Source organism: Bradyrhizobium sp. Leo78, assembly GCF_059512425.1.
The window spans coordinates 112,829-131,170 of sequence record NZ_JCAMOT010000023.1; the positions used below are offsets into that span (position 1 = coordinate 112,829).

Consider the following 18,342-nt stretch of genomic DNA (forward strand, 5'->3'; position numbering starts at 1 on the left):
ACGCAAGCTCGCACCAACCGTTTCATCGATCTGGAGAGGAGACAGATCGATGAAACACAATTTCCCGGCGCTCGCGGTGTCGCTACTGGCGGGCGCCTTTCTTTTGAATACGCAGGCGGCGAACGCACAAGCGAACACGTCACCACCTGCAACTGCCACACGGCCGGCGAAGACGCCCGCAGAGCAGAATTCCCTGCCGAACAACGCCCCACCGGCGACCACCAACCAGACCACGGGCGAAGCCAGCCGCGACCCGACGATCAAGAAGATGAACGAGGACGAGAAGGCGAAGGTCGACAACAAAGGCAAGTAATTTCCTGTTCCTAATAAAGAACGGCGGACCTTTCGGTCCGCCGCTTTGTCTCCCCGCTCCGCCGCGTCGCTATTTCTTGACCGCGAACACCCAGACAACGCCGCCCTGAGGCACGTTGTTCTCCACGCCGACATTCTGGGTGGCCAAGGCATCCTGGATGCGCTGCGCGTCGACGCCCCAGCCCGACTGGATGGCGATATATTGCGTGCCGTCGACCTCATAGGACATCGGCATGCCCATGATGCCGGAATTGGTCTTCTGCTCCCACAGCAGCTCGCCACTCTTGGCATCGAAGGCGCGGAAGTTGCGATCGTTGGTGCCTCCGGCAAAGACCAGATCACCCGCGGTCGCGAGCACCGAACCGAACAGTTGCGATTTCGGGAAGGTGTGCGACCAGACCTTCTTGCCGCTGGCTGGATCCCAAGCCTGCAACTCGCCCATGTGAGTGGCGCCGGGGCGCACGGTCAGACCGATATCCTCCGGCTTGGTGCCGAGCCAGAGCTGGCCGGGAACCAGCGGTGTTTTCTCGCCGGAGAAGCCGCCGCAGAAGTTCTCGTTGGCGGGAACGTAGACGAGCTTGGTCTTCTGGCTATAGGCCGCCGACGGCCAATCCTTGCCGCCCCACAGCGACGGACAGAATTCGACCCGCTTGCCAAGCACCGGCTTGTGCTCGGGATCGACGATCGGCCTGCCGGTCTCCTTCTCGATGCCCTTCCAGACATTGGTGTACACGAACGGCCAGCCGGTCACATAGTTGATGCGATCGGGCTTTGCTTCGAGAACCCAGAAGATCGCATCGCGCCCGGGGTGAATGAGCGCCTTGAACGGACGGCCTTCCCGTTCCACGTTGACCAGGATCGGCGCTTCGACCTCGTCCCAGTCCCAGGAATCGTTCTGGTGATACTGGAAGTGGGTCTTGATCTTGCCGGTGTCCGGATCGAGCGCGAGCACCGAGCTGGTGTAGAGGTTGTCGCCAGCGTGCGCCGAGCCGGGCCATGGTGCGGCGTTGCCGACGCCCCAATAGATCGTCTTGGTGTCCTTGTCGTAATTGCCGGTCATCCAGGCCGATCCGCCGCCGGTCTTCCAGTCGTCGCCGCTCCACGTCTCGCTGCCGGGCTCGCCGGGGGCGGGAATAGTGAAGGTCCGCCACAGCTCCTTGCCGCTGTTGGCGTCATAGGCGACGACATAACCACGGACGCCGAATTCGCCGCCGGAGCCGCCGACGATGACCTTGCCGTCGACGATCAGCGGCATCAGGGTCATGTACTGGCCCTTTTTGTAATCCTGCACCTTTGTATCCCAGACCACCTTGCCGGTCTTGGCATCGAGCGCGACCACATGGTCATCCGTCGTGGCGAGATAGAGCTTGTCCTGCCACAGGCCGACGCCGCGGCTGGTCGGATGCAACTGGAACAGGTCCTCGGGAAGCTGCCGCTTGTATCGCCAATATTCGTCACCGGTCTTGGCGTTGAGCGCGATCACCTGCCCCATCGGGGTTGCAACGAACATCACGCCGTTGTTGACGATCGGCGGCGCCTCGTGGCCTTCGATCACGCCGGTGGAGAAAGTCCATACCGGCGTCAGGCTCTTGACGTTCGAGGTGTTGATCTGCTCGAGCGGGCTATAGCCCTGCCCGTCATAGGTCCGCCGATACAGCATCCAGTTGCTCGGCTCGGGATTTTCGAGACGCGCCGAGGTCACTGGGCTGTAATTCTCGATCGGGCCAGCCACCGCGGCGGTTGAGACAAGGCACGCGAACGCCGCTGCACTCGTAAGAAGCCATTGTTTCCTGCTCATTAGATGCTACCTCCCTGCTCTGTTTTTCATTTACGATCTTTCGCAACTTTTAGTTGCATATGTCCAGTACGATCGCGTTGCCTGATCCTTTGCCTCAAACACCTACCTTTCCTACGAACGCCGCAGACACTGTGAGCGAACCGTCAGTAAGAGCCAACGGAAGCGCCGCCAGACGACGGGTTGCCGGCCCGAACACGACGTCCGCGCTGTGCCGCGGGTCATATTCGGAATTGTGGCAAAAACACTTGAGGACCTTCTGGTCGCTTTCGGCCGCCTTCACCCAACCGGTGGTCGGACATCCGGCATGCGCGCAGATCACTGAATAGGCGACGATGCCGTCGGCCGAACGCGCGCGCGTGTCATCATCGAGTTCATCGGGATTTAGCCTGATGACGAGCACTTCATTCAAACGCGAACCTTTGCGGACCACCGAGGTGGCGGGATCCTTCGGCCAGGCGCGTACCGGAGGGCCGCCTAGCTTGAGGTCGTCGGACTTGATGACTTGGCCGGCGCGGTCGCCTTCGGAGATAACGAGGAGATCGCCCTTCTTCGGCCGATCGCTGCTGCCGGGCTGATCCTCTTGCGCCGCAACAGGCGAGGCGGCCGCAACGCAGGCGCCGGTGGCAAGAACCTTCAGAAGCGAACGACGTGTCTGGTCTGGATGGTGCATCTCGAGTTCCATCTTGAGTTGAGGTGTAACACCGAGCTTGAATTCAGACCCGGTGCAAATGAGCGCCGGAACTCTGCCGAAAACAAGGCAATCAATGACTCCGTTGCAGCGGGTGGTTTTTTCTCTTGCCGTTCGTTGTCGACAGCAGCCGCGATGCTCAAGCCCTCATCACATCACGCGCGAGCAGCAATGCAATGATGATTTTTCGGATCAGGTTGGACGCTTCTGAATTTGTGCGGCGCGCCAAGGAACGTGTGCGATGCGGATGCAGGTGAGAGCGTCAAACGTATTAGCCCGCTAACACATCCGCGCTCACGCTCGCGAGAGACGCACGATCGTAGGGTGGGCAAAGCGCAGCGTGCCCACCATCAGCACTCCGCTCGCAATGGTAGGCATGCTGCGCTTAGCCCACCCTACGACGCTGCATTCACATCGTCATATGTGGACGATGATCTCCTGCGCGATGCGCCGTAACTGTTCGTTCTTGCCGTAGCGCAGTTCGCTGATCGCCATGTCGATCGCGCCTTGATGATGAGGGGACATCATCGCCACAAAATCGCGATCGACATCGCCGGTCGGCTTGATCTCCATGTCGTTCATCATCCTGGTCATCGCAGCCTCGTTCTCTTTCCAAAACGGAGCCTCGTCGGCGGCAACTGCCGGCTGCGCAGGCTGGTGGGCTTCGTGCGCAAGCACATGCGACGGAAGAGAAAGGGCGATGAGAAGGCGCGCGCCAAGAACCGCAGTGCCTAGACCTGGTCTCGGAAGCATGCCTGACAGTGCCGTCACGGCGCCGTGAAACGATGGCCTACGCATTCTGGCCTCCATATTGATTGGGTTGTGGGGGTGTGACGCGTGCAGGCGCGTCTTATTCCGAAGGGCTGCCAAACGGGCCGATCACATAAACGTTGGCGCTCAGAACCGAATGGCAGTAGATGAACCAATATGGAGCGTCTTTTCCTCAACAGTGATGTGCCAGCCACGTCCAGCGGCAGATGGACCTATTGGCGCCCAATGGCGGAGCACGTTGTAGAGCTGGGCACCCTGCACGGTCGCGAGGTAGGTCTGCCGACGCATTTCCACGACGAGAACCAGATCACGTTCGTTCTTTCCGGCAGGCGAAGATTTGTCGTTGAAGGCAACGTCATCGATCTTGCTGCTGGCCAGGGCACGCTGATTCCTGCCGGCATTCCTCATCGTTCCATCGCAGAACCTGCCGGAGTGGTCTGCCTTAACGCCTATGTCCCCGCGGGGAGATATGCGGTCGGCCCGATGTTGAAGGAAATCGAACGCCAGTGGCGCAAATCCGATCAAGTGCGATGGAACGACCTCATTTCAGTGATCCGCGAACACCGCCAGGATGAGATGCTGGCCAGCCCTGCCGCGCCCGTTCGCACCATCTGCGATAAACCCGTCGGAGAGATCGCGGCGCGAATGGGAATGAGCCGTGAAGGCTTTTCCCGCATGTTCACCCGGCGCGCCGGTATGCCTCCTCACGCCTTCAGGCTCGCGAGCAGGCTCAATCGGGCGCGCAAATTGCTGCGTGCCGGTGAGACCATTGCCGCGGTCGCGGCGGAAACCGGATTCGCCGACCAGAGCCATCTCGGTCGATGGTTCCGGCGGGTCTTTGGCGTTACGCCGGGCCAATACCGCTTGGGCTAAGCCTGTCACAAACATTCCAGACGCGCCGATCCGGCTCCCTTAATGGAGGCGCGATAGAGCGCGGGGAGCCAGTCATTCGACTGCGGCGATAGCCACTCATGGCACCGGCTCATACCCATTTGATGAGGTGGTGCGATGCCAGGAGGCTATGTCAACGTGTTGTTCTGTCTCGTGGTGGTGGGCGCGGGAGTCAGCGTCGCATTCCAGCAAGTTCTCAACACGAACCTCCGGACAGAGCTGGACTCCCCCTGGTGGGCAGGGTTCATCAGCTATCTCGTCGGCACGATAGTCATGCTGGCGGCTGCTACAACCTCCGATCAACCATGGCTGTCGGCGGCCATGGTCGCGCGCACCTCCTTCATTTCATGGGCTGGCGGCATCTTCGGTGCGATCTTCATCGGAACCGCAATTCTTATGGTGCCTCGCCTCGGTGCCGCGACAGTGCTTGCCTTGATTGTCGTCGGTCAAATGATCGGATCACTGGCTTTCGATCATTTCGGCGTTCTTGGTATTCCGCAACATTCAGCAAACCCGGTCCGGCTCGCCGGTGCAGCCCTTCTCGTTCTCGGCGTCACTTTGGTCCGTTTCTGATTGACGGAGCGAATGCTGACTTCGGCTGGGTTCGGAACAACGAGGCGCGGCTACACGAAATCGATGTGCTTGTTCAGCGGCAACTCGCGGACGCGCTTGCCGGTGGCGGCGAAGATGGCGTTGGCGAGTGCTGGCGCGGCGGGAGGAACCGGGGGCTCGCCGATGCCGCGGATCGGGCTGCCGTTGTCGATGGCGCGCACTTCGATCGCCGGCGCCTGATTGAGGCGCAAGCCCTGGTAGGCGTCGAAGTTCGTCTGCTCGGCGACGCCGTCCTTGAAGGTCAGTTCGCAATTGACGGCGTGGCCCAATCCCCAGATCACTGCGCCCTGAACCTGGTTCTCGAAATTGGTCGGGTCCAGCACCTTGCCGACATCGGCGGCGACGAACACCTTGTCGATCCGGATGCCGCGCGGCGTGTTCGAGACTTCCACGACCTCGGCCACCGGCACGCCGAATGACAGCGTGAACGCGATGCCGCGGCCGCGGTCCTTGCCGGGATCGCTGCCCCATTTCGACATCTCGCCCACGGCTTCAAGCACCTTGCGCGACGGCTCGTGCCAGCACAGCCGGATCAACTCCTTGAGCGGATCAGCGCCCGCCGCGTGGATCAACTCATCGAGGAAGCAGTTGTGCAGGAAACCGTTCGCCGACGCACCGACCGAGCGCCAGGAGCTCACCGGCACCAACTCCGGCACGCGATAGCCGGTGACGCGATAATGCGGAATCCGGAACGGCTGGTCCCAGGCCCCCGCCACGATCGCGATATCCGGCCCGAAGGTCGGCATCTGCAGCCGCCCGATCTGAGAGGCTGTCACCGACGGACAGGCAACCTTCAGATCATAGGCTTCGACCTTGCCATCCCTGACCGCGCCGCGCATGCGCGCCATGCCGAGCGGTCGCGGGAAGTCGTGGGTCATGTCCTCTTCGCGCCTCCAGGTCATCTTGATCGGAGATCCGGGATGCGCCTTTGCGAGTTCGACCGCCTGGCGGACATAATCGTCCTCGAGGCGCCGGCCAAAGCTGCCGCCCGACATCAGCGAATGAAGGTGAATCTTGTCAGGTGCGAGCCCACTGACTTCGGCCGCCGCCGCCACCAAGAACAGCGGCATCTGCGTGGCCGTCCAGATATCGAGCCGTCCGTCCTTGAGCTGGACCACAGCGTTCATCGGCTCGAGCGGCGCATGCGCGAGATATGGCACCTTGTATTCGGCCGCGATCGCGCCATCGCCCTGCAGCGCCGTCTCGACATCGCCCTCATCCTTGAGCCGGCTATCCTGGCGCTCGCCTGTGAAGGACGCCGCGACCGTCTCGAACATCGCTGCGCTGGATGGAGGATAGGGCGGCGGGCCCCAATCGCATTTGATCAATTCCGCCGCCTGGAAGGCACGCCAGGTGTTGTCGGCGATCACGCCGACGCCGCCGCTGATCGGCACGACCGCAATGACACCCCTCGCCTTCTCCGCCGCGCTCGCGTCATATCCCTTGATGCCGCCGCCGATGGAAGGATTGGCGCGAACCGTCGCGTAGACCATGCCGGGCATGCTGATATCGATGCCGAACGTGGCTGTGCCGGTCGACTTCGCGACGATGTCGATGCGCTGCATCGGCTTGCCGAGATAGCGCCACTCCGACTCCGGCTTCAGTCGGACCTTGCGCGGCGGTTCGATCTTGGCGGCTTCCGCTGCCAGCGACGCGTAGCTCAGCGCCTCGCCGCGCGGCGTGATCACGCTGCCGTCCCTGGTCTTCAACTGGTGCTTTGGAATTCCGGTCTGCATCGCTGCCGCCTGCAACAGGACTTCGCGAGCGGCCGCGCCGGCAATGCGCATCTTCTCATAGGCATCGGCAACCGACGACGATCCGCCGGTGATCTGCAGCCCCAGGAACTTGCTCACGGCATCGCCCACCACGCGCGCCGAACGCGCCTTGATGCTGTCGTCGGTTGCCGGAACGGGAAGGCCCTCGGCGGCGGCGATGCCGTTATAGTACGCGCTGCTTGGCGGTCCGAAATCGATCCTGATGTCGTTCCAGGCGATATCGAGCTCCTCGGCGACCAAAGCCGCAAGCACTGACGCGACACCCTGTCCGAGATCGGCGCGCGGCGTGATGATGGTGACGCCGGCCTGGTCGATGCGCACGTAAGGCGTCAGCGCCGCTTGTCCGTCGCCAAGCTCCTTCAGCAGCGGATTGATCGGCTCGCGCTTATAGGCATAGACGCCGAACGCGACGCCGCCTGCGATCACAGCAGTACCGATCAGGAAGGTGCGCCGCGCGATGGTGCCGGCCCTGCTCATGTCGGGCGGCCTTTGAGTTCACGCGCTGCGGTCTTGATCGCGGCGCGGATGCGCGGATAAGTACCGCAGCGGCACAGATTGCCGGACATCGCCTCATCGATATCGTCGTCGCTCGGATTGCCGTTCGCGCTGAGCAGCGCGGCGGCCGACATGATCTGGCCGGATTGGCAGTAGCCGCATTGCGCGACCTGATGCTCGACCCACGCCTTTTGGACCGCATGCAGCGCCGCCGGTGTGCCCAATCCTTCGATCGTGATGACGTCGGCTTTGACGTCGCCGACCGGCAGTGAGCAGGAACGCACCGGCTCACCACCGACATGCACTGTGCAGGCCCCGCACATCGCAATGCCGCAGCCATATTTGGGACCGGTGACGCCAAGCACGTCGCGCAAGACCCACAGCAGGGGCATCTCGTCTTCGACGTCAACCTCATGCGTCCTGCCGTTGACGATGAGCTGCATGCGACCTCCGGAACCCGTGCGATGACGATCCTCGATCGCATGCGCATTTTCTCTGCCGCTCTGGTCAGAGCAACAGCAGCCTATGCCAAAGCCCTGGCTCTGTCATAGCGGTTCGGGGGCAGTTCACACACGCGTGTGCGCGTTGCGCGGCATCACGCCGCACGCAATCGTAGCCCGGGTGGAGCGAACGCGTAACCCGGGGACCGCTCGCAAACGAGGATAGAGGCGTCCCGGGTTGCGCTTCGCTTCACCCGGGCTACGAAAGTATCAGGCTACGGAAGCGTCAGGCGCGGCGGCGCTGCGGCGTGGTGCCGTTGGCGTCCCAGTGGCTCCAGCTCACGCTGGCGAGGCTTCGCCCGTCGGTGGCCAGCGGCCGCTTGGTTCGCCGCTCGTAATCGCCGATGCAGCGCTCCGCTTCCATGATCTTCCGCTTCAGCTCGCTGATCGCTTGCTCGGTTTTTCGGTTGAAGGTCGGGATAGCGGCCCCCCCGAACCGGGCGATTTCCAATTCCTTGAGCGCAGCGCGGTGCTTCCTGACCTGCGCCCGTTGCCAGGCAATATGGCTATCGCTGTCCGCCGTCATGTTGCAGCCACCAGCTTGGATCGTTGCGCGGCATTGGGCACTTCGATGTCAACCTCGAGCATCGAGACAAACTTGCCCCGATCCAGCTTGACCACGACCTTCTCCGGATCGAGATCCACATGCTTGGAAACCACGGCGAGGATTTCGGACCGCAGCAGCTCCAACAGTTCGGGCGCGCCGCTGCCACCCACCCCGCGTTCATGCGCGAGCAGGATCTGCAGCCGTTCCCGCGCGACCGGCGCGGAGCCGGAGCGGCCGCTCATAAGCCGCAGGAGATTCATCATGCCGCCCTCCGTCGTAATAGCCTGTTCATCAGTCCCTTGCGTTCAACCGGCACCGTCATGGGCACCGTCTCGCCCATCAGGCGGCGTACAGCGTCCATATAGGCGCGGGACGGCGCGCTGTTCGTGCTGTTCAGCGTGACCGGGCAACCGACGTTGGATGCGCGCAGCACGTCCTGGCTTTCGGGGATGATGCCGAGCAGCGGCGTCGCAAGGATCTCCAGGATATCGTCGATCGAGAGCATCTCGCCGCGCGAGGCGCGCGAGGCGTCGTACCGGGTGACCAGGAGGTGCTTCTCGACCCGCTCGCCCCGCTCCGCTTTGGCGGTTTTCGAATCCAGCATGCCGATGATGCGGTCGGAGTCGCGCACCGAGGAGACTTCGGGATTGGTGACGATGACCGCCTCGTCCGCATAGCGCATCGCCAGCGTCGCGCCGCGTTCGATACCCGCCGGGCTGTCGCACAGGATCCAGTCGAACTTGGTCCTGAGCTCGTTGATGACCCGCCGCACGCCCTCATCCGTGAGCGCGTCCTTGTCGCGGGTTTGCGACGCCGGAATCAGCCACAGATTCTCCAGGCGCTTGTCGCGGATCAGCGCCTGCGAGAGCTTGGCGACGCCCTGCACCACGTTGATGAGGTCGAACACGACCCGCCGTTCCGCGCCCATCACCAAGTCGAGGTTGCGCAAGCCGACATCGAAGTCGATCACGACAACGCTTTGTCCGGCTTGCGCAAGAGCCGCACCGAGCGCAGCCGTTGACGTCGTCTTGCCGACGCCTCCCTTCCCAGACGTCACGACCAAAACCTTGGCCATTTTCTCTCCTCCTTTGGTCGATCAATTCAGCGCTGTGATTTTGAGGGAATCGTCTTCGAGCCATGCCTGGGCCGGCCGGCTGCGCAGGCTTTCGCCGATGTCCTCTGCGGTCTGGTAGTAGCCATCGATGGCCAGTAGTTCGGCTTCGATCCTCTGGCAGAAGATCCGTGCCGATGAATTGCCGTTGATGCCGGCCATCGCCCGGCCGCGCAGCGTTCCATAGACATGAATGGAACCGCCGGCGACGATTTCGGCGCCCGAGCCGACCGAGCCCAACACGGTGACATCGCCATCCGTGAACACGATCGACTGGCCGGAACGCACCGGCTGGTCGAGCAGCAGCGATGTCTGTTTCGGCTTCGCCGGCTTGGCTTGCGGCTTTGGCGGCTCAGACTGCGGGAGCCCGCAGGGCCGGCCGCCCGTGAGCAGCGGCGGCAGGCTGCTCGTGAGATGGTCGGGGCTGACGCCCTCGATGCCGAGCACGCGGATGTTGCGCTGCTCGAGGTTGGCGACGAGATGCTGGATCGCGCTCTGGCTGAGGTCCAGCGCCGAGAGGTCGAGCACCACCGGCTTGCCGACGAAGAATCCGGGTGAACGGGCGAGCGTCGCGTCGATTTCCCCGAGCCAGTTCATGATCGGGACCACGGGGGTAAATACGAACGCAACGTAGGATCGGCCCCGCATGCGGACCAGTTGACGGTTTGACTGCACAGGTGCGTCCATCGCGACCGACTCAGCTCCTTTTCGAATGGTTAATGATCGGTAGCCATGGTTAATCATCCGTTAACGGCCCTGTCATTCCACGGAATAAAGGCATAAAAGGCCTGTCCCGGTGGACCGAAGGGCAACAGCATGACGAGGCGGCCGGCGAATCAGTGCCGTAGCCCGCCTATAGAGATCTCAGGAGATCATGGCGATCCGGCGATGATGCCGAAGCGCAGGCCCTTTTCCTTGAGCCAGCGGCGATAGGCGACGGAGGAGCCGTCGGCCCGGGTCGGGATTTCCGCGCGCGGCTCGAGCGGCAGCCGCAGGGGACGCTGGTTCTCGACGATGATGCGGTCCTGCGAAAAGATCACCTGCTCGAACTTCAGCATGTCGTTGTAGGCCGACTGCGCATCGACCAGGAACATCACCGGCTGGGCGCGGCACAGTTCCTCCTCGATCGGCTGGATGAACAGCGCGATCGCATCGAGCCGCGAGGGGGCCGAGGGGCATACCCGGTAGAGCATCACCGTGAACGGCGACGGCACGCGGTAGGTGAGCTGCACGAAATCGCCTGATGATTCCGTCACTGCGATTCGCGGCTGGAAGAAGCGGCAATTGCTCGCCCAGACCTCGTCGACGTCGCGGCGGATTTCGCTCTCATAGCTCGGCACCTCCGTGTGCGGCACGGCGCCGAGGATGTCGTGATGGACGTAAGGGAAATGCGCCATGTCGAGGAAATTCTCGATCACCCGCGGCGCGGAGGTGCGCAGCTTGACCCAGCCGCAAATCACGAAGCGGCGGTCCTCCTCCGCGGCCTCGGCGATGTCGAAGATCTCGCGCCGCGGCTGGCCGAGCGTGGTCCAGAGGCAGCCATAGCGCTCGCGCGTCGGCAGCGGCGCGGCCGGTGTACCCGCGACGATTTCCCGTACGCGCGGGGCGCCATCGGCGTCGCGGTCGATGATCAGATCCTGGCCGAGCAGGCGCGTGAGGCGCGGCGTTGCCGTCACCTCGGACAATGTCTCGATCGCGTACCATTCGTTCAGCGCGACGGGATCAGTGGTCTTGGCCATCGCCTCCCCCAGCCGCGCCGGTCCACTGCACCGAGCCATGGACGTGCTCGGCAAGCCAGGCGGCGCGGCGCGCGAACAATCCCGGCGCCACCTCGTGAACGTGATCGATCAGCGCGCGCAGATCGGCTGTCTTCAACCGGCCGTCCTCGACGACGATCCGGCCGTCGACCATTGTCAGCGCGACATCGCCGCCGCGCACGGCGTGCACCAGATTGTGCTGCAGGTTGAAATAGGGTCCCTCGCCGAACAGCGGCGTCATCCGCGGCGTGTCGGTGCGCACCGCGATCAGGTCGGCCTTCTTGCCGATTTCGAGCGAGCCGATCTCGTGGTCGAGGCCGATGGCGCGCGCGCCCAGGATCGTGCCCATCCGCAGCGCGGTCCAGGAATCCAGCGCTGCGGCATTGAGCGACTTCAGCTTGCCGAGCAGCGAGGCCGCCTTCATCTCCTCGAACATGTCGAGATTGTTGTTCTCCTTCTCACCGTCGGTGCCGAGGCCGACGGCGAGGCCAGCCTGCAGCATCGCCTCGACCGGCGCGATGCCGCTGGCGAGCTTCATGTTGCTGACGGGATTGTGCGCGACCGAAACGCCGCGGCGGGCGAGCAGCGCGATCTCGGCGTCGTCGAGCCAGACCGCATGCGCGATCATCGCCCGCGGCGTCTCGAACAAGCCGAGATCGTCGAGCACGAACATCGGCCGCTTGCCGTAGCGCTTCTCGAACTCGGCGACCTCGATTCCAGCCTCGCTGCAATGGGTGTGGAAACCAGTGCGCTGGCGTTTCGCCATTTCGACCGCGCGGCGTTGCGCGGCTTCGTCGGCATAGAAGAGATGCTCGAGCCCGACCCAGACGGAGATGCGACCGTCCTCCTTGCCGTGCCAGCTCTCGATCATCCGTTCGTTGTCGTCGAGCGTGTCGAAATAATTGTAGTCCGGATGCTCGCCGACATAGGGCACCGCGACGAGGCGGTTGCCGATGGCGCTGGCCGCGCGTGCGCTGCCATCCATGAAGCGCCACATGTCGACCGTCGTGGTGGTGCCGGAGAGCACGCTCTCGGCGTAGCAGAGATAGGACGCGGCCTCCGCCTCGTGCGGCCGGAGCACGCGATGCATCGGATTGATGTGCAGGCGCAACCAGTCCCACACCGGCAGGTGCTCGGCGGTGCCGCGCAGGAAGCCGGAATGCATGTGGCAGTTCACCAGCCCCGGCATCACCAGGCAGTTCTTGAGGTAAGTGACCTCGGCCGCCGGCTCGGCGGCGCAGAGCGCGTTGCTCTTGCCCACCGCAGCAATGCGGGCGCCGCGCACCAGCACCGCGCCGTCGGAGATAACACGGTTGGCTTCGTCCATGGTGAGAACGAAGTCGGCGGCGATGATCTGGTCCTTTGCGTTCATGCCGCCTGCTCTGCAGGTTTCATGCCGGTGATCAAATCGGCGGCGCGCTCGCCGATCATCACCACGGGCGCATGGGTATTGCAGGACGGGATGATCGGGATCACCGAGGCATCCGCGATGCGCAGCCCCTCGACGCCGCGCACCCGCAACTCCGGGTCGACCACGGCGCGCTCGCCTACGCCCATCGCGCAGGTGCCGCAGGTGTGAAAGAAGGTCGAGCAGCTCATGCGGATGAACGCGATCTTCTCGCTGCGCGATAGCAGACGGGTGGGCGCGGCCGGCGCCGCGATGAGATCGGCGAAGGCCTTGGTAGCAGAGAGTTCCATGATGGTGTCGATGCCGGCGATCAGCGCCTCGAGGTCGGCGGGCTCGGCGAGGAAGTTCGGCTGCAGCTCGATCGCCGCACCCGGCTCGGCGCTGTTGAGCCGCATGCGGCCGATGCTGGCCGAGCCCATCAAGCCCGGCGACATCGCGAAGATGTCGCCGGAGAGATCGTAAGCCGCGGCAACCTCATCGTTGGCGTGACGGCCCTGCACGACGAAAGCGTGGAGATCGGGCGCGGCGAGCGTGGCAGCGCTCTTCCAGTTCATCATGCTGCCGCCGCCATTGTCGCGGACCGGCCCGAGCGGCGCCTTGGCGCGAAAATTCATACCCATCAGCAGCGGATGGTCCTGCAGATTCTCGCCGACGCCTGCGAGGTCGGCAATGACCGATACGCCGAGCCGCGCCAGTTCCTCCGCCGGACCGATGCCGCTCATGAGGAGCAGCCGCGGCGTGTCGATCGCTCCGAGCGCCAGGATGATCTCGGAGTCCGCTCGCGTCTCAACGATGGCGCCGTCGATGATCGCGCGCACCGCGCGGGCGCGGCGGCCCTCGAACGAAAGACCGATCGCGAGCGCGTTGGTGCGGATGGTGAGATTGTTCCTCTCCGCCATCGAGTGGAGATAACCGCGCGCCGCGCTCCAGCGCTTGCCGTAGCTAGCGTTGAGATTGGGAAGGCTGGCGCCCTCATTGCTCGCGCCGTTCGGATCGTCGATCACGGGGATGCCGAGCTCGGCGGCGCCCGCGAGCATGGCGAGCGCGATCGGATGCGGATCGCGCGGCCGCTCGATGCGCAAAGGACCGCCGGCGCCGCGATAGTCGGAGGCGCCGCCCTCCCAATCCTCAGCTCGCTGGAAGTAAGGCAGCACGGAACGGAAATTCCATCCCACAGCGCCCGCCGCCTCCCAGGCGTCGTAATCGGAGGGATGGCCGCGATACCACAGCATCGCGTTGAGGCTCGACGATCCCCCGAGCACGCGGCCGCGCGGAATCGCGATGCTGCGATCGTTCAACTCGCGCTGCGGCGCGTAGCGATAACCCCAGTCGTAGGGGCCGCTGAGCAGCGCGGTCCAGTTCGCGGCATCCTCGATCGCGGCAATGCCGGCGTCCAACGGTCCGGCTTCGAGCAGCAGCACACTCGCATCACTGCGTTCGGCCAGCCGCCGCGCCACCACCGCGCCGCCGGACCCGCCACCGACCACGATGTAATCATAGGCGGGGAGGAGCGCGGTCATCGCGCAACACTGGTTGGTAAGACAGTCTGGCCGCGCACTCGCCTCACCTCTCCCCTTGTGGGAGAGGTCGGATCGCATCGCAAGATGCGATCCGGGTGAGGGGTCTCGCTCTCTCGTGGGACCTGATCGCCCTCACCCGGCGCTACGCGCCGACCTCTCCCCGATGGGGAGAGGTGCAGAAGCCACGCGGCTGCAGATCGATCCAATCTCACCATCCGCTAATTATGCTCGCTCGGGCCCATGATGACGATGTTCTCGGTGCGCTCGACGTGGCGGACGAAGATGTATTTGTCCTCGCGCCCATCGCTGTGCTTGCGCTTGATGTCGGGCTGCACCGTGCCGGACACTTTTGCCACGACCAGATATGGCTCCTGCGCCGCCAGCCCGTCCGCGCAATGGCTGTCGAATTCCTCGATTGTGCGCGCGGTATAGGCCCGCGTCACGCCCGCGCCGCGCGCGATCGCGGCGATGTCGACGCGGCCGCTTGCCGTATGCGTCGGCGGGCCGCCGATCGACTGGTAGCATTCATTGTCCCAGACCACGATGAACAGATTCTTCGGCTGCTCGTTGGCGATGGTGGCGAGGATGCCGAGGTTGAACATCATGCCGCCGTCAGTATCGAGCGAGACGATGCGCCGATGCGCCAGGCCTGCCGCAAGACCAAACGCCTGCGCGCTGACGCAACCAAGCTGCTGCTGGAACAGGCTGGCATCGCGCATATGCGGAGCGGCGTTGTACCATTCGTCAACGCTGGCACCGAGCGAGAGGATCACGAGCTCATCGGAGAGCCGGCGCGCCAGCGCCTTCATGCAGTCGAACCGCTTCATCGCACCACGCTCCCGCCCAGCGCGACCGCCGAGTGATAATAGGCCGAATAGGACCAACTGAACGCATCGGTGATGGCGCGCTCGATCCGCTCCTCTTCCGTCACGATGCGATAGGGAATGCGCAGCGCGTTCAGCACCGGCTCCATGGTGATGCCGTGCGGGATCGCCCACCAATTGTTCTCGCCGAGCTCGCCGCGATAGCTCATCAGCATCACCACCGGGATGCCGGCCCCGAGCCCCATCCGCGCCAGCGGCTCGACCGAGGCGCGCAGGCCCGAATTCTCCATCACCAGCGCCGCGCGCTTGCCCGACAGGAACACCCCACCGCAGATCGCGGCGCCCTCGCCTTCATTGGTGACTCGAATGGTGCGGATATCCGGGTCGGCGTCGAGCGCCGGATAGAGCTCTTTGAATAGCGAGTCCGGCAGATAGCAAACGATGCTGACACCTGCTTTCTTCAAGCCGCGGATCACGGCGTCGACGGCGGATGGCTTCATGCAGATTCCCTTTTCGGGCAAAATCTCAGGCGCGAGATGTTCTGAATAGGCCCTGATTTCTCACCAGCCTGATGCGCCATGCGCAACATGTCTCAGCCGCCGGACAGGCCCTCGATCGCCCGCGTCAGCATGGTGGCGAGGCTTGAGGCCGCTTCCGACATGCCGGACTTGGCGCGCGACAGCAGCACCAGCTTGCGCGGCCGCAATTTGGGATCGCGCAGCGGCACGAACACCATCGCCCCGCTCCTGATCTCGCGCTGCACGCCGATTCGCGTCTGCAGCGCAACGCCATTGCCGCGCATGGCAAGATCGGCCATGACGGTGATGGAGTTGGTCAGCGCCCGCCGCCCGAAATCGATCGAGGAGCCGTTCAGCGCTTCCTCGATCGAGGCACCGAGCGAAAGGCTGGCATCCGACAGCACGACGCGCTCGCCCGCGAGATCGAACAGCCTGAGCTCGCTGCGGCCGGCGAGCCGGTGCCCGGGATGCATCAGCGCCCCCATATTCAGCACCGTGCCGGCGAGCCGCTGCGCGTTGCGCGGCGTCTTGATGTCGAAAGCGATGCCGATGTCGCATTCGCCGTCGGCCACCGCGTCGAACGCATGTTCCGATCCCATCACCTTGATGTCGACGGTGATCGCCGGATAGCTCTCCCAGAACGTCGACATCACGTCGAGCAACAACCCGCGCGCGATGCTCTCCACCACCGCCACCGTGACGGTGCCGCGACGAAGACCCTGGAGGTCGGTGATCTCGGTGTAGGCGCGCGTCATCTCGCCCTGGCTGGCGCGCGTGCGGTAGAGCAGGATTTCGCCGGCGCTGGTGAGTTTCAGCCGCTGGCGGATGCGCTCGAACAGCGGCGTCTGCAGTTCGTCCTCGAGCTGACCGATCACGCGACTGATCGAGGACGGCGCGACATTGAGCACGCGCGCGGCCTGCCGGATCGAGCCGAGCTGGGCGACGAGCTGAAAATAATGCAGGCGCGTCGAGATCAGGCCGAGCCGGTGTGGATCCATCTGCTACTCGAACAGCGGCGCGAGCCGCATTTCCGGCACCAGCACCAGCCCCTTGTCGGTGATGCGGATTTCGGGGATCACCGACAGCGGGATCAGGTTGAAGCCCATATAGGGGATGGTGCAGCCGGCTTCCTGCCATGCCACCTTGAGTTTCTGCACCTGTTCGGCGACCTCGGTCACCCGCTTGTCGGAAAGCAGGCCCGCGATCGGCAGCGGCACCATCGCCTTCACCTTGCCGTCGGCAACGACGCAGACGCCGCCTTGATGATCCCTGATCGCAGCAAGCGCGAGCTGCATGTCATCTTCGTTGGTGCCGGCAATGATGATGTTGTGGCTGTCATGCCCTACGCTCGATGCCACCGCGCCGTGCTTGAGACCGAAATCCTTGAGGAGACCGTGGGCAACATTGCCGGCCGATTTGCCGTGGCGTTCCACCACGGCGACGAAGCAGAGGCCGTAGCGCTCGAACAGCGGCTGCCAGTCATTGGCGGGTTCGATGGTGACACGATCGTGGATCAGGGTGATGCCGGGCAGCGCGGTTCGGATAGCATTGACGGTGCAGGCCTCGGTCGGCAGCACCGGCGTCAGCTTCACCTCGTCAGGCAATTTCACCGTCGAATAAGCGGCTTGCGGATAGCGGTAGCGCTTCGACAAAGCGGCATCGAGCAGTGGCGTGATCTTGCCGTTCTCGACCACGCATTCGCCGCCATACCAGGTGGCGCGCGGCTTGAGCGAGTCGTCGAGCAGCACCAGATCGGCGCGCCGCCCGCCGCCGAGGCCGCCGATCTCGCCCTCGGCACCGAAGCGCGTGGCGCCATGCAGCGACCCCATCGACCACGCCTGTTCCGGCGACATGCCGGCCTTCACAGCCTCACGCACCACCCAGTCGAGACCGAATTGCAGGAGATCATCGGCATCGCGATCATCGGTGCAGACGGCGACGCGCTTATGCGACGCGCCGAGTTCGGTGATTGTTCGAATCGCCTGCGGCAGCGAGTGCCATGGCGTGGTCGGCGGACCGCCGCGCAGGAAGATCCAGACGCCGGCTTCCAAGAGATCGTCGGCGATATCGCGGTCGATCGCCTCATGCGTGTCGGTGACACCGCTTGCCGCATAGGCCGCAACGAATTCGCGGCCATAGACATGGCCCGACACCGGCCGTCCGCGCTTGAGCGCCGCGGCAAGGATCGCGTGGCTGCGCTCGTCGCCGAGCGTCACGGGGACGAAATCCATCTTCTCACCGAGCGCCACCGCCTCCGGCCAACGGTCGAACAGGCCGGCGATCTTCTCCGCGGTGAGATCGCCGCCGGCGGTCTCGAGTTCCGGCGAGGTGGCGGGCACCGTGCTCGGCACGGTCAGGAAGATCGAGAGCGGTGCCTCGCGCGCATCCTCCAGCATCGCCTCGACGCCGGCGACATCCATCACATTGCCGATCTCATGGCTGTCGCAGAAGATCGTCGTGGTGCCGTTGAGCAGCGCTGCTTCGGCATAGGCGCAGGCCGTCACCATCGAGGATTCGATATGGATGTGCGGATCGACCAGCCCTGGCGCGATGATGCCGCCAGCAACGTCCTTGATCGCGGCACCGCCGCCGGCAGCCTTGTGCGCGCCGGCCGGCTTCACCGCGGCGATCCGCCCGCCTGCAATCCAGATCTCCCTGTTGTCGATGATCCGCTCCGAATAGGTTGAGAGCACGCGCGCGCCCGTGATGACGAGATCGGGCGCCGCCCGTCCCGAGGCAACGTCGGCGAGACGGCGGGTCATGGTGTGGAGCGGCTGGACGGAAAAGCGGGTGAGCCTGGTCATGGCGGCCTCTT

The 18,342-nt window shown here is 64.1% G+C and carries 18 protein-coding genes and 1 pseudogene; 3 read left to right on the plus strand and 16 right to left on the minus strand.

All coding sequences use genetic code 11. From position 1 onward, the window contains the following. The first annotated feature begins 49 nt into the window (after window positions 1–49). Window positions 50–313 carry a hypothetical protein gene (locus tag AC5ZG1_RS26515; RefSeq protein ID WP_130225901.1) on the plus strand — a complete coding sequence of 88 codons (264 nt, stop codon included), beginning with the start codon at window positions 50–52 and terminating at the stop codon, window positions 311–313. Window positions 314–382: 69 nt separating this feature from the next. Here the strand turns inward: AC5ZG1_RS26515 and AC5ZG1_RS26520 are convergent, their stop codons facing one another. The 3 genes and pseudogenes from AC5ZG1_RS26520 to AC5ZG1_RS26530 all read right to left on the minus strand — a co-directional run. Continuing rightward, window positions 383–2,110 (minus strand): methanol/ethanol family PQQ-dependent dehydrogenase, encoded by a 1,728-nt coding sequence (locus AC5ZG1_RS26520; protein WP_496134528.1) that lies wholly within the window; start codon window positions 2,108–2,110, stop codon window positions 383–385. A gap of 94 nt (window positions 2,111–2,204) precedes the next feature. Next, on the minus strand, window positions 2,205–2,780 hold the full coding sequence (locus tag AC5ZG1_RS26525; protein WP_496134529.1) for a QcrA and Rieske domain-containing protein: 576 nt from the start codon (window positions 2,778–2,780) through the stop codon (window positions 2,205–2,207). 444 nt (window positions 2,781–3,224) lie between these two features. Then, a pseudogene (locus AC5ZG1_RS26530) lies at window positions 3,225–3,551 on the minus strand (DUF305 domain-containing protein); the annotation flags it as partial. 174 nt (window positions 3,552–3,725) lie between these two features. Here AC5ZG1_RS26530 and AC5ZG1_RS26535 point away from each other — a divergent pair. After that, window positions 3,726–4,442 carry an AraC family transcriptional regulator gene (locus AC5ZG1_RS26535; RefSeq protein ID WP_496134530.1) on the plus strand — a complete coding sequence of 239 codons (717 nt, stop codon included), beginning with the start codon at window positions 3,726–3,728 and terminating at the stop codon, window positions 4,440–4,442. Window positions 4,443–4,577: 135 nt separating this feature from the next. Next, complete coding sequence (locus tag AC5ZG1_RS26540) at window positions 4,578–5,033, plus strand: DMT family transporter (protein ID WP_208821213.1); 456 nt, start codon at window positions 4,578–4,580, stop codon at window positions 5,031–5,033. A gap of 50 nt (window positions 5,034–5,083) precedes the next feature. Here AC5ZG1_RS26540 and AC5ZG1_RS26545 read toward each other — a convergent pair whose 3' ends face one another. The 13 genes from AC5ZG1_RS26545 to AC5ZG1_RS26605 form a co-directional block, all read right to left on the minus strand. Beyond that, window positions 5,084–7,324 carry a xanthine dehydrogenase family protein molybdopterin-binding subunit gene (locus AC5ZG1_RS26545; protein ID WP_496134531.1) on the minus strand — a complete coding sequence of 747 codons (2,241 nt, stop codon included), beginning with the start codon at window positions 7,322–7,324 and terminating at the stop codon, window positions 5,084–5,086. Beyond that, window positions 7,321–7,785, minus strand: coding sequence for a (2Fe-2S)-binding protein (locus AC5ZG1_RS26550; protein WP_028162657.1), 465 nt, complete (start codon window positions 7,783–7,785; stop codon window positions 7,321–7,323). Before AC5ZG1_RS26550 ends, AC5ZG1_RS26545 begins: the two co-directional genes overlap by 4 nt. A 283-nt stretch (window positions 7,786–8,068) precedes the next feature. Beyond that, entirely contained in the window at window positions 8,069–8,368 is a 300-nt protein-coding gene (locus AC5ZG1_RS26555) for a hypothetical protein (protein ID WP_130225894.1), read from the minus strand. Beyond that, window positions 8,365–8,649, minus strand: coding sequence for a cell division topological specificity factor MinE (gene minE, locus AC5ZG1_RS26560; protein ID WP_028162659.1), 285 nt, complete (start codon window positions 8,647–8,649; stop codon window positions 8,365–8,367). The genes AC5ZG1_RS26555 and minE overlap by 4 nt, the downstream gene beginning before the upstream one ends. Next, window positions 8,649–9,464: a septum site-determining protein MinD gene (gene minD / locus AC5ZG1_RS26565; RefSeq protein WP_130225893.1), complete on the minus strand. Its 816-nt coding sequence runs from the start codon at window positions 9,462–9,464 to the stop codon at window positions 8,649–8,651. Before minD ends, minE begins: the two co-directional genes overlap by 1 nt. A gap of 21 nt (window positions 9,465–9,485) precedes the next feature. After that, window positions 9,486–10,187, minus strand: coding sequence for a septum site-determining protein MinC (gene minC / locus AC5ZG1_RS26570; protein WP_028162661.1), 702 nt, complete (start codon window positions 10,185–10,187; stop codon window positions 9,486–9,488). A 185-nt stretch (window positions 10,188–10,372) separates the two neighbouring features. After that, window positions 10,373–11,239, minus strand: a complete 867-nt coding sequence (locus AC5ZG1_RS26575; RefSeq protein ID WP_496134532.1) for an aromatic ring-hydroxylating dioxygenase subunit alpha — start codon at window positions 11,237–11,239, stop codon at window positions 10,373–10,375. Continuing rightward, entirely contained in the window at window positions 11,223–12,629 is a 1,407-nt protein-coding gene (locus AC5ZG1_RS26580; protein ID WP_496134533.1) for an amidohydrolase family protein, read from the minus strand. The genes AC5ZG1_RS26575 and AC5ZG1_RS26580 overlap by 17 nt, the downstream gene beginning before the upstream one ends. After that, entirely contained in the window at window positions 12,626–14,185 is a 1,560-nt protein-coding gene (locus tag AC5ZG1_RS26585; protein ID WP_496134534.1) for a GMC family oxidoreductase, read from the minus strand. The genes AC5ZG1_RS26580 and AC5ZG1_RS26585 overlap by 4 nt, the downstream gene beginning before the upstream one ends. A gap of 218 nt (window positions 14,186–14,403) precedes the next feature. After that, complete coding sequence (locus AC5ZG1_RS26590) at window positions 14,404–15,012, minus strand: thiamine pyrophosphate-dependent enzyme (RefSeq protein WP_496134535.1); 609 nt, start codon at window positions 15,010–15,012, stop codon at window positions 14,404–14,406. Continuing rightward, window positions 15,009–15,509 carry a thiamine pyrophosphate-binding protein gene (locus tag AC5ZG1_RS26595; protein ID WP_028162666.1) on the minus strand — a complete coding sequence of 167 codons (501 nt, stop codon included), beginning with the start codon at window positions 15,507–15,509 and terminating at the stop codon, window positions 15,009–15,011. Before AC5ZG1_RS26595 ends, AC5ZG1_RS26590 begins: the two co-directional genes overlap by 4 nt. 92 nt (window positions 15,510–15,601) lie before the next feature. After that, on the minus strand, window positions 15,602–16,525 hold the full coding sequence (locus tag AC5ZG1_RS26600) for a LysR family transcriptional regulator (RefSeq protein WP_496134536.1): 924 nt from the start codon (window positions 16,523–16,525) through the stop codon (window positions 15,602–15,604). Between the two features lie 3 nt (window positions 16,526–16,528). Further along, window positions 16,529–18,331: an adenine deaminase gene (locus tag AC5ZG1_RS26605; protein WP_496134537.1), complete on the minus strand. Its 1,803-nt coding sequence runs from the start codon at window positions 18,329–18,331 to the stop codon at window positions 16,529–16,531. Window positions 18,332–18,342: the final 11 nt, after the last annotated feature.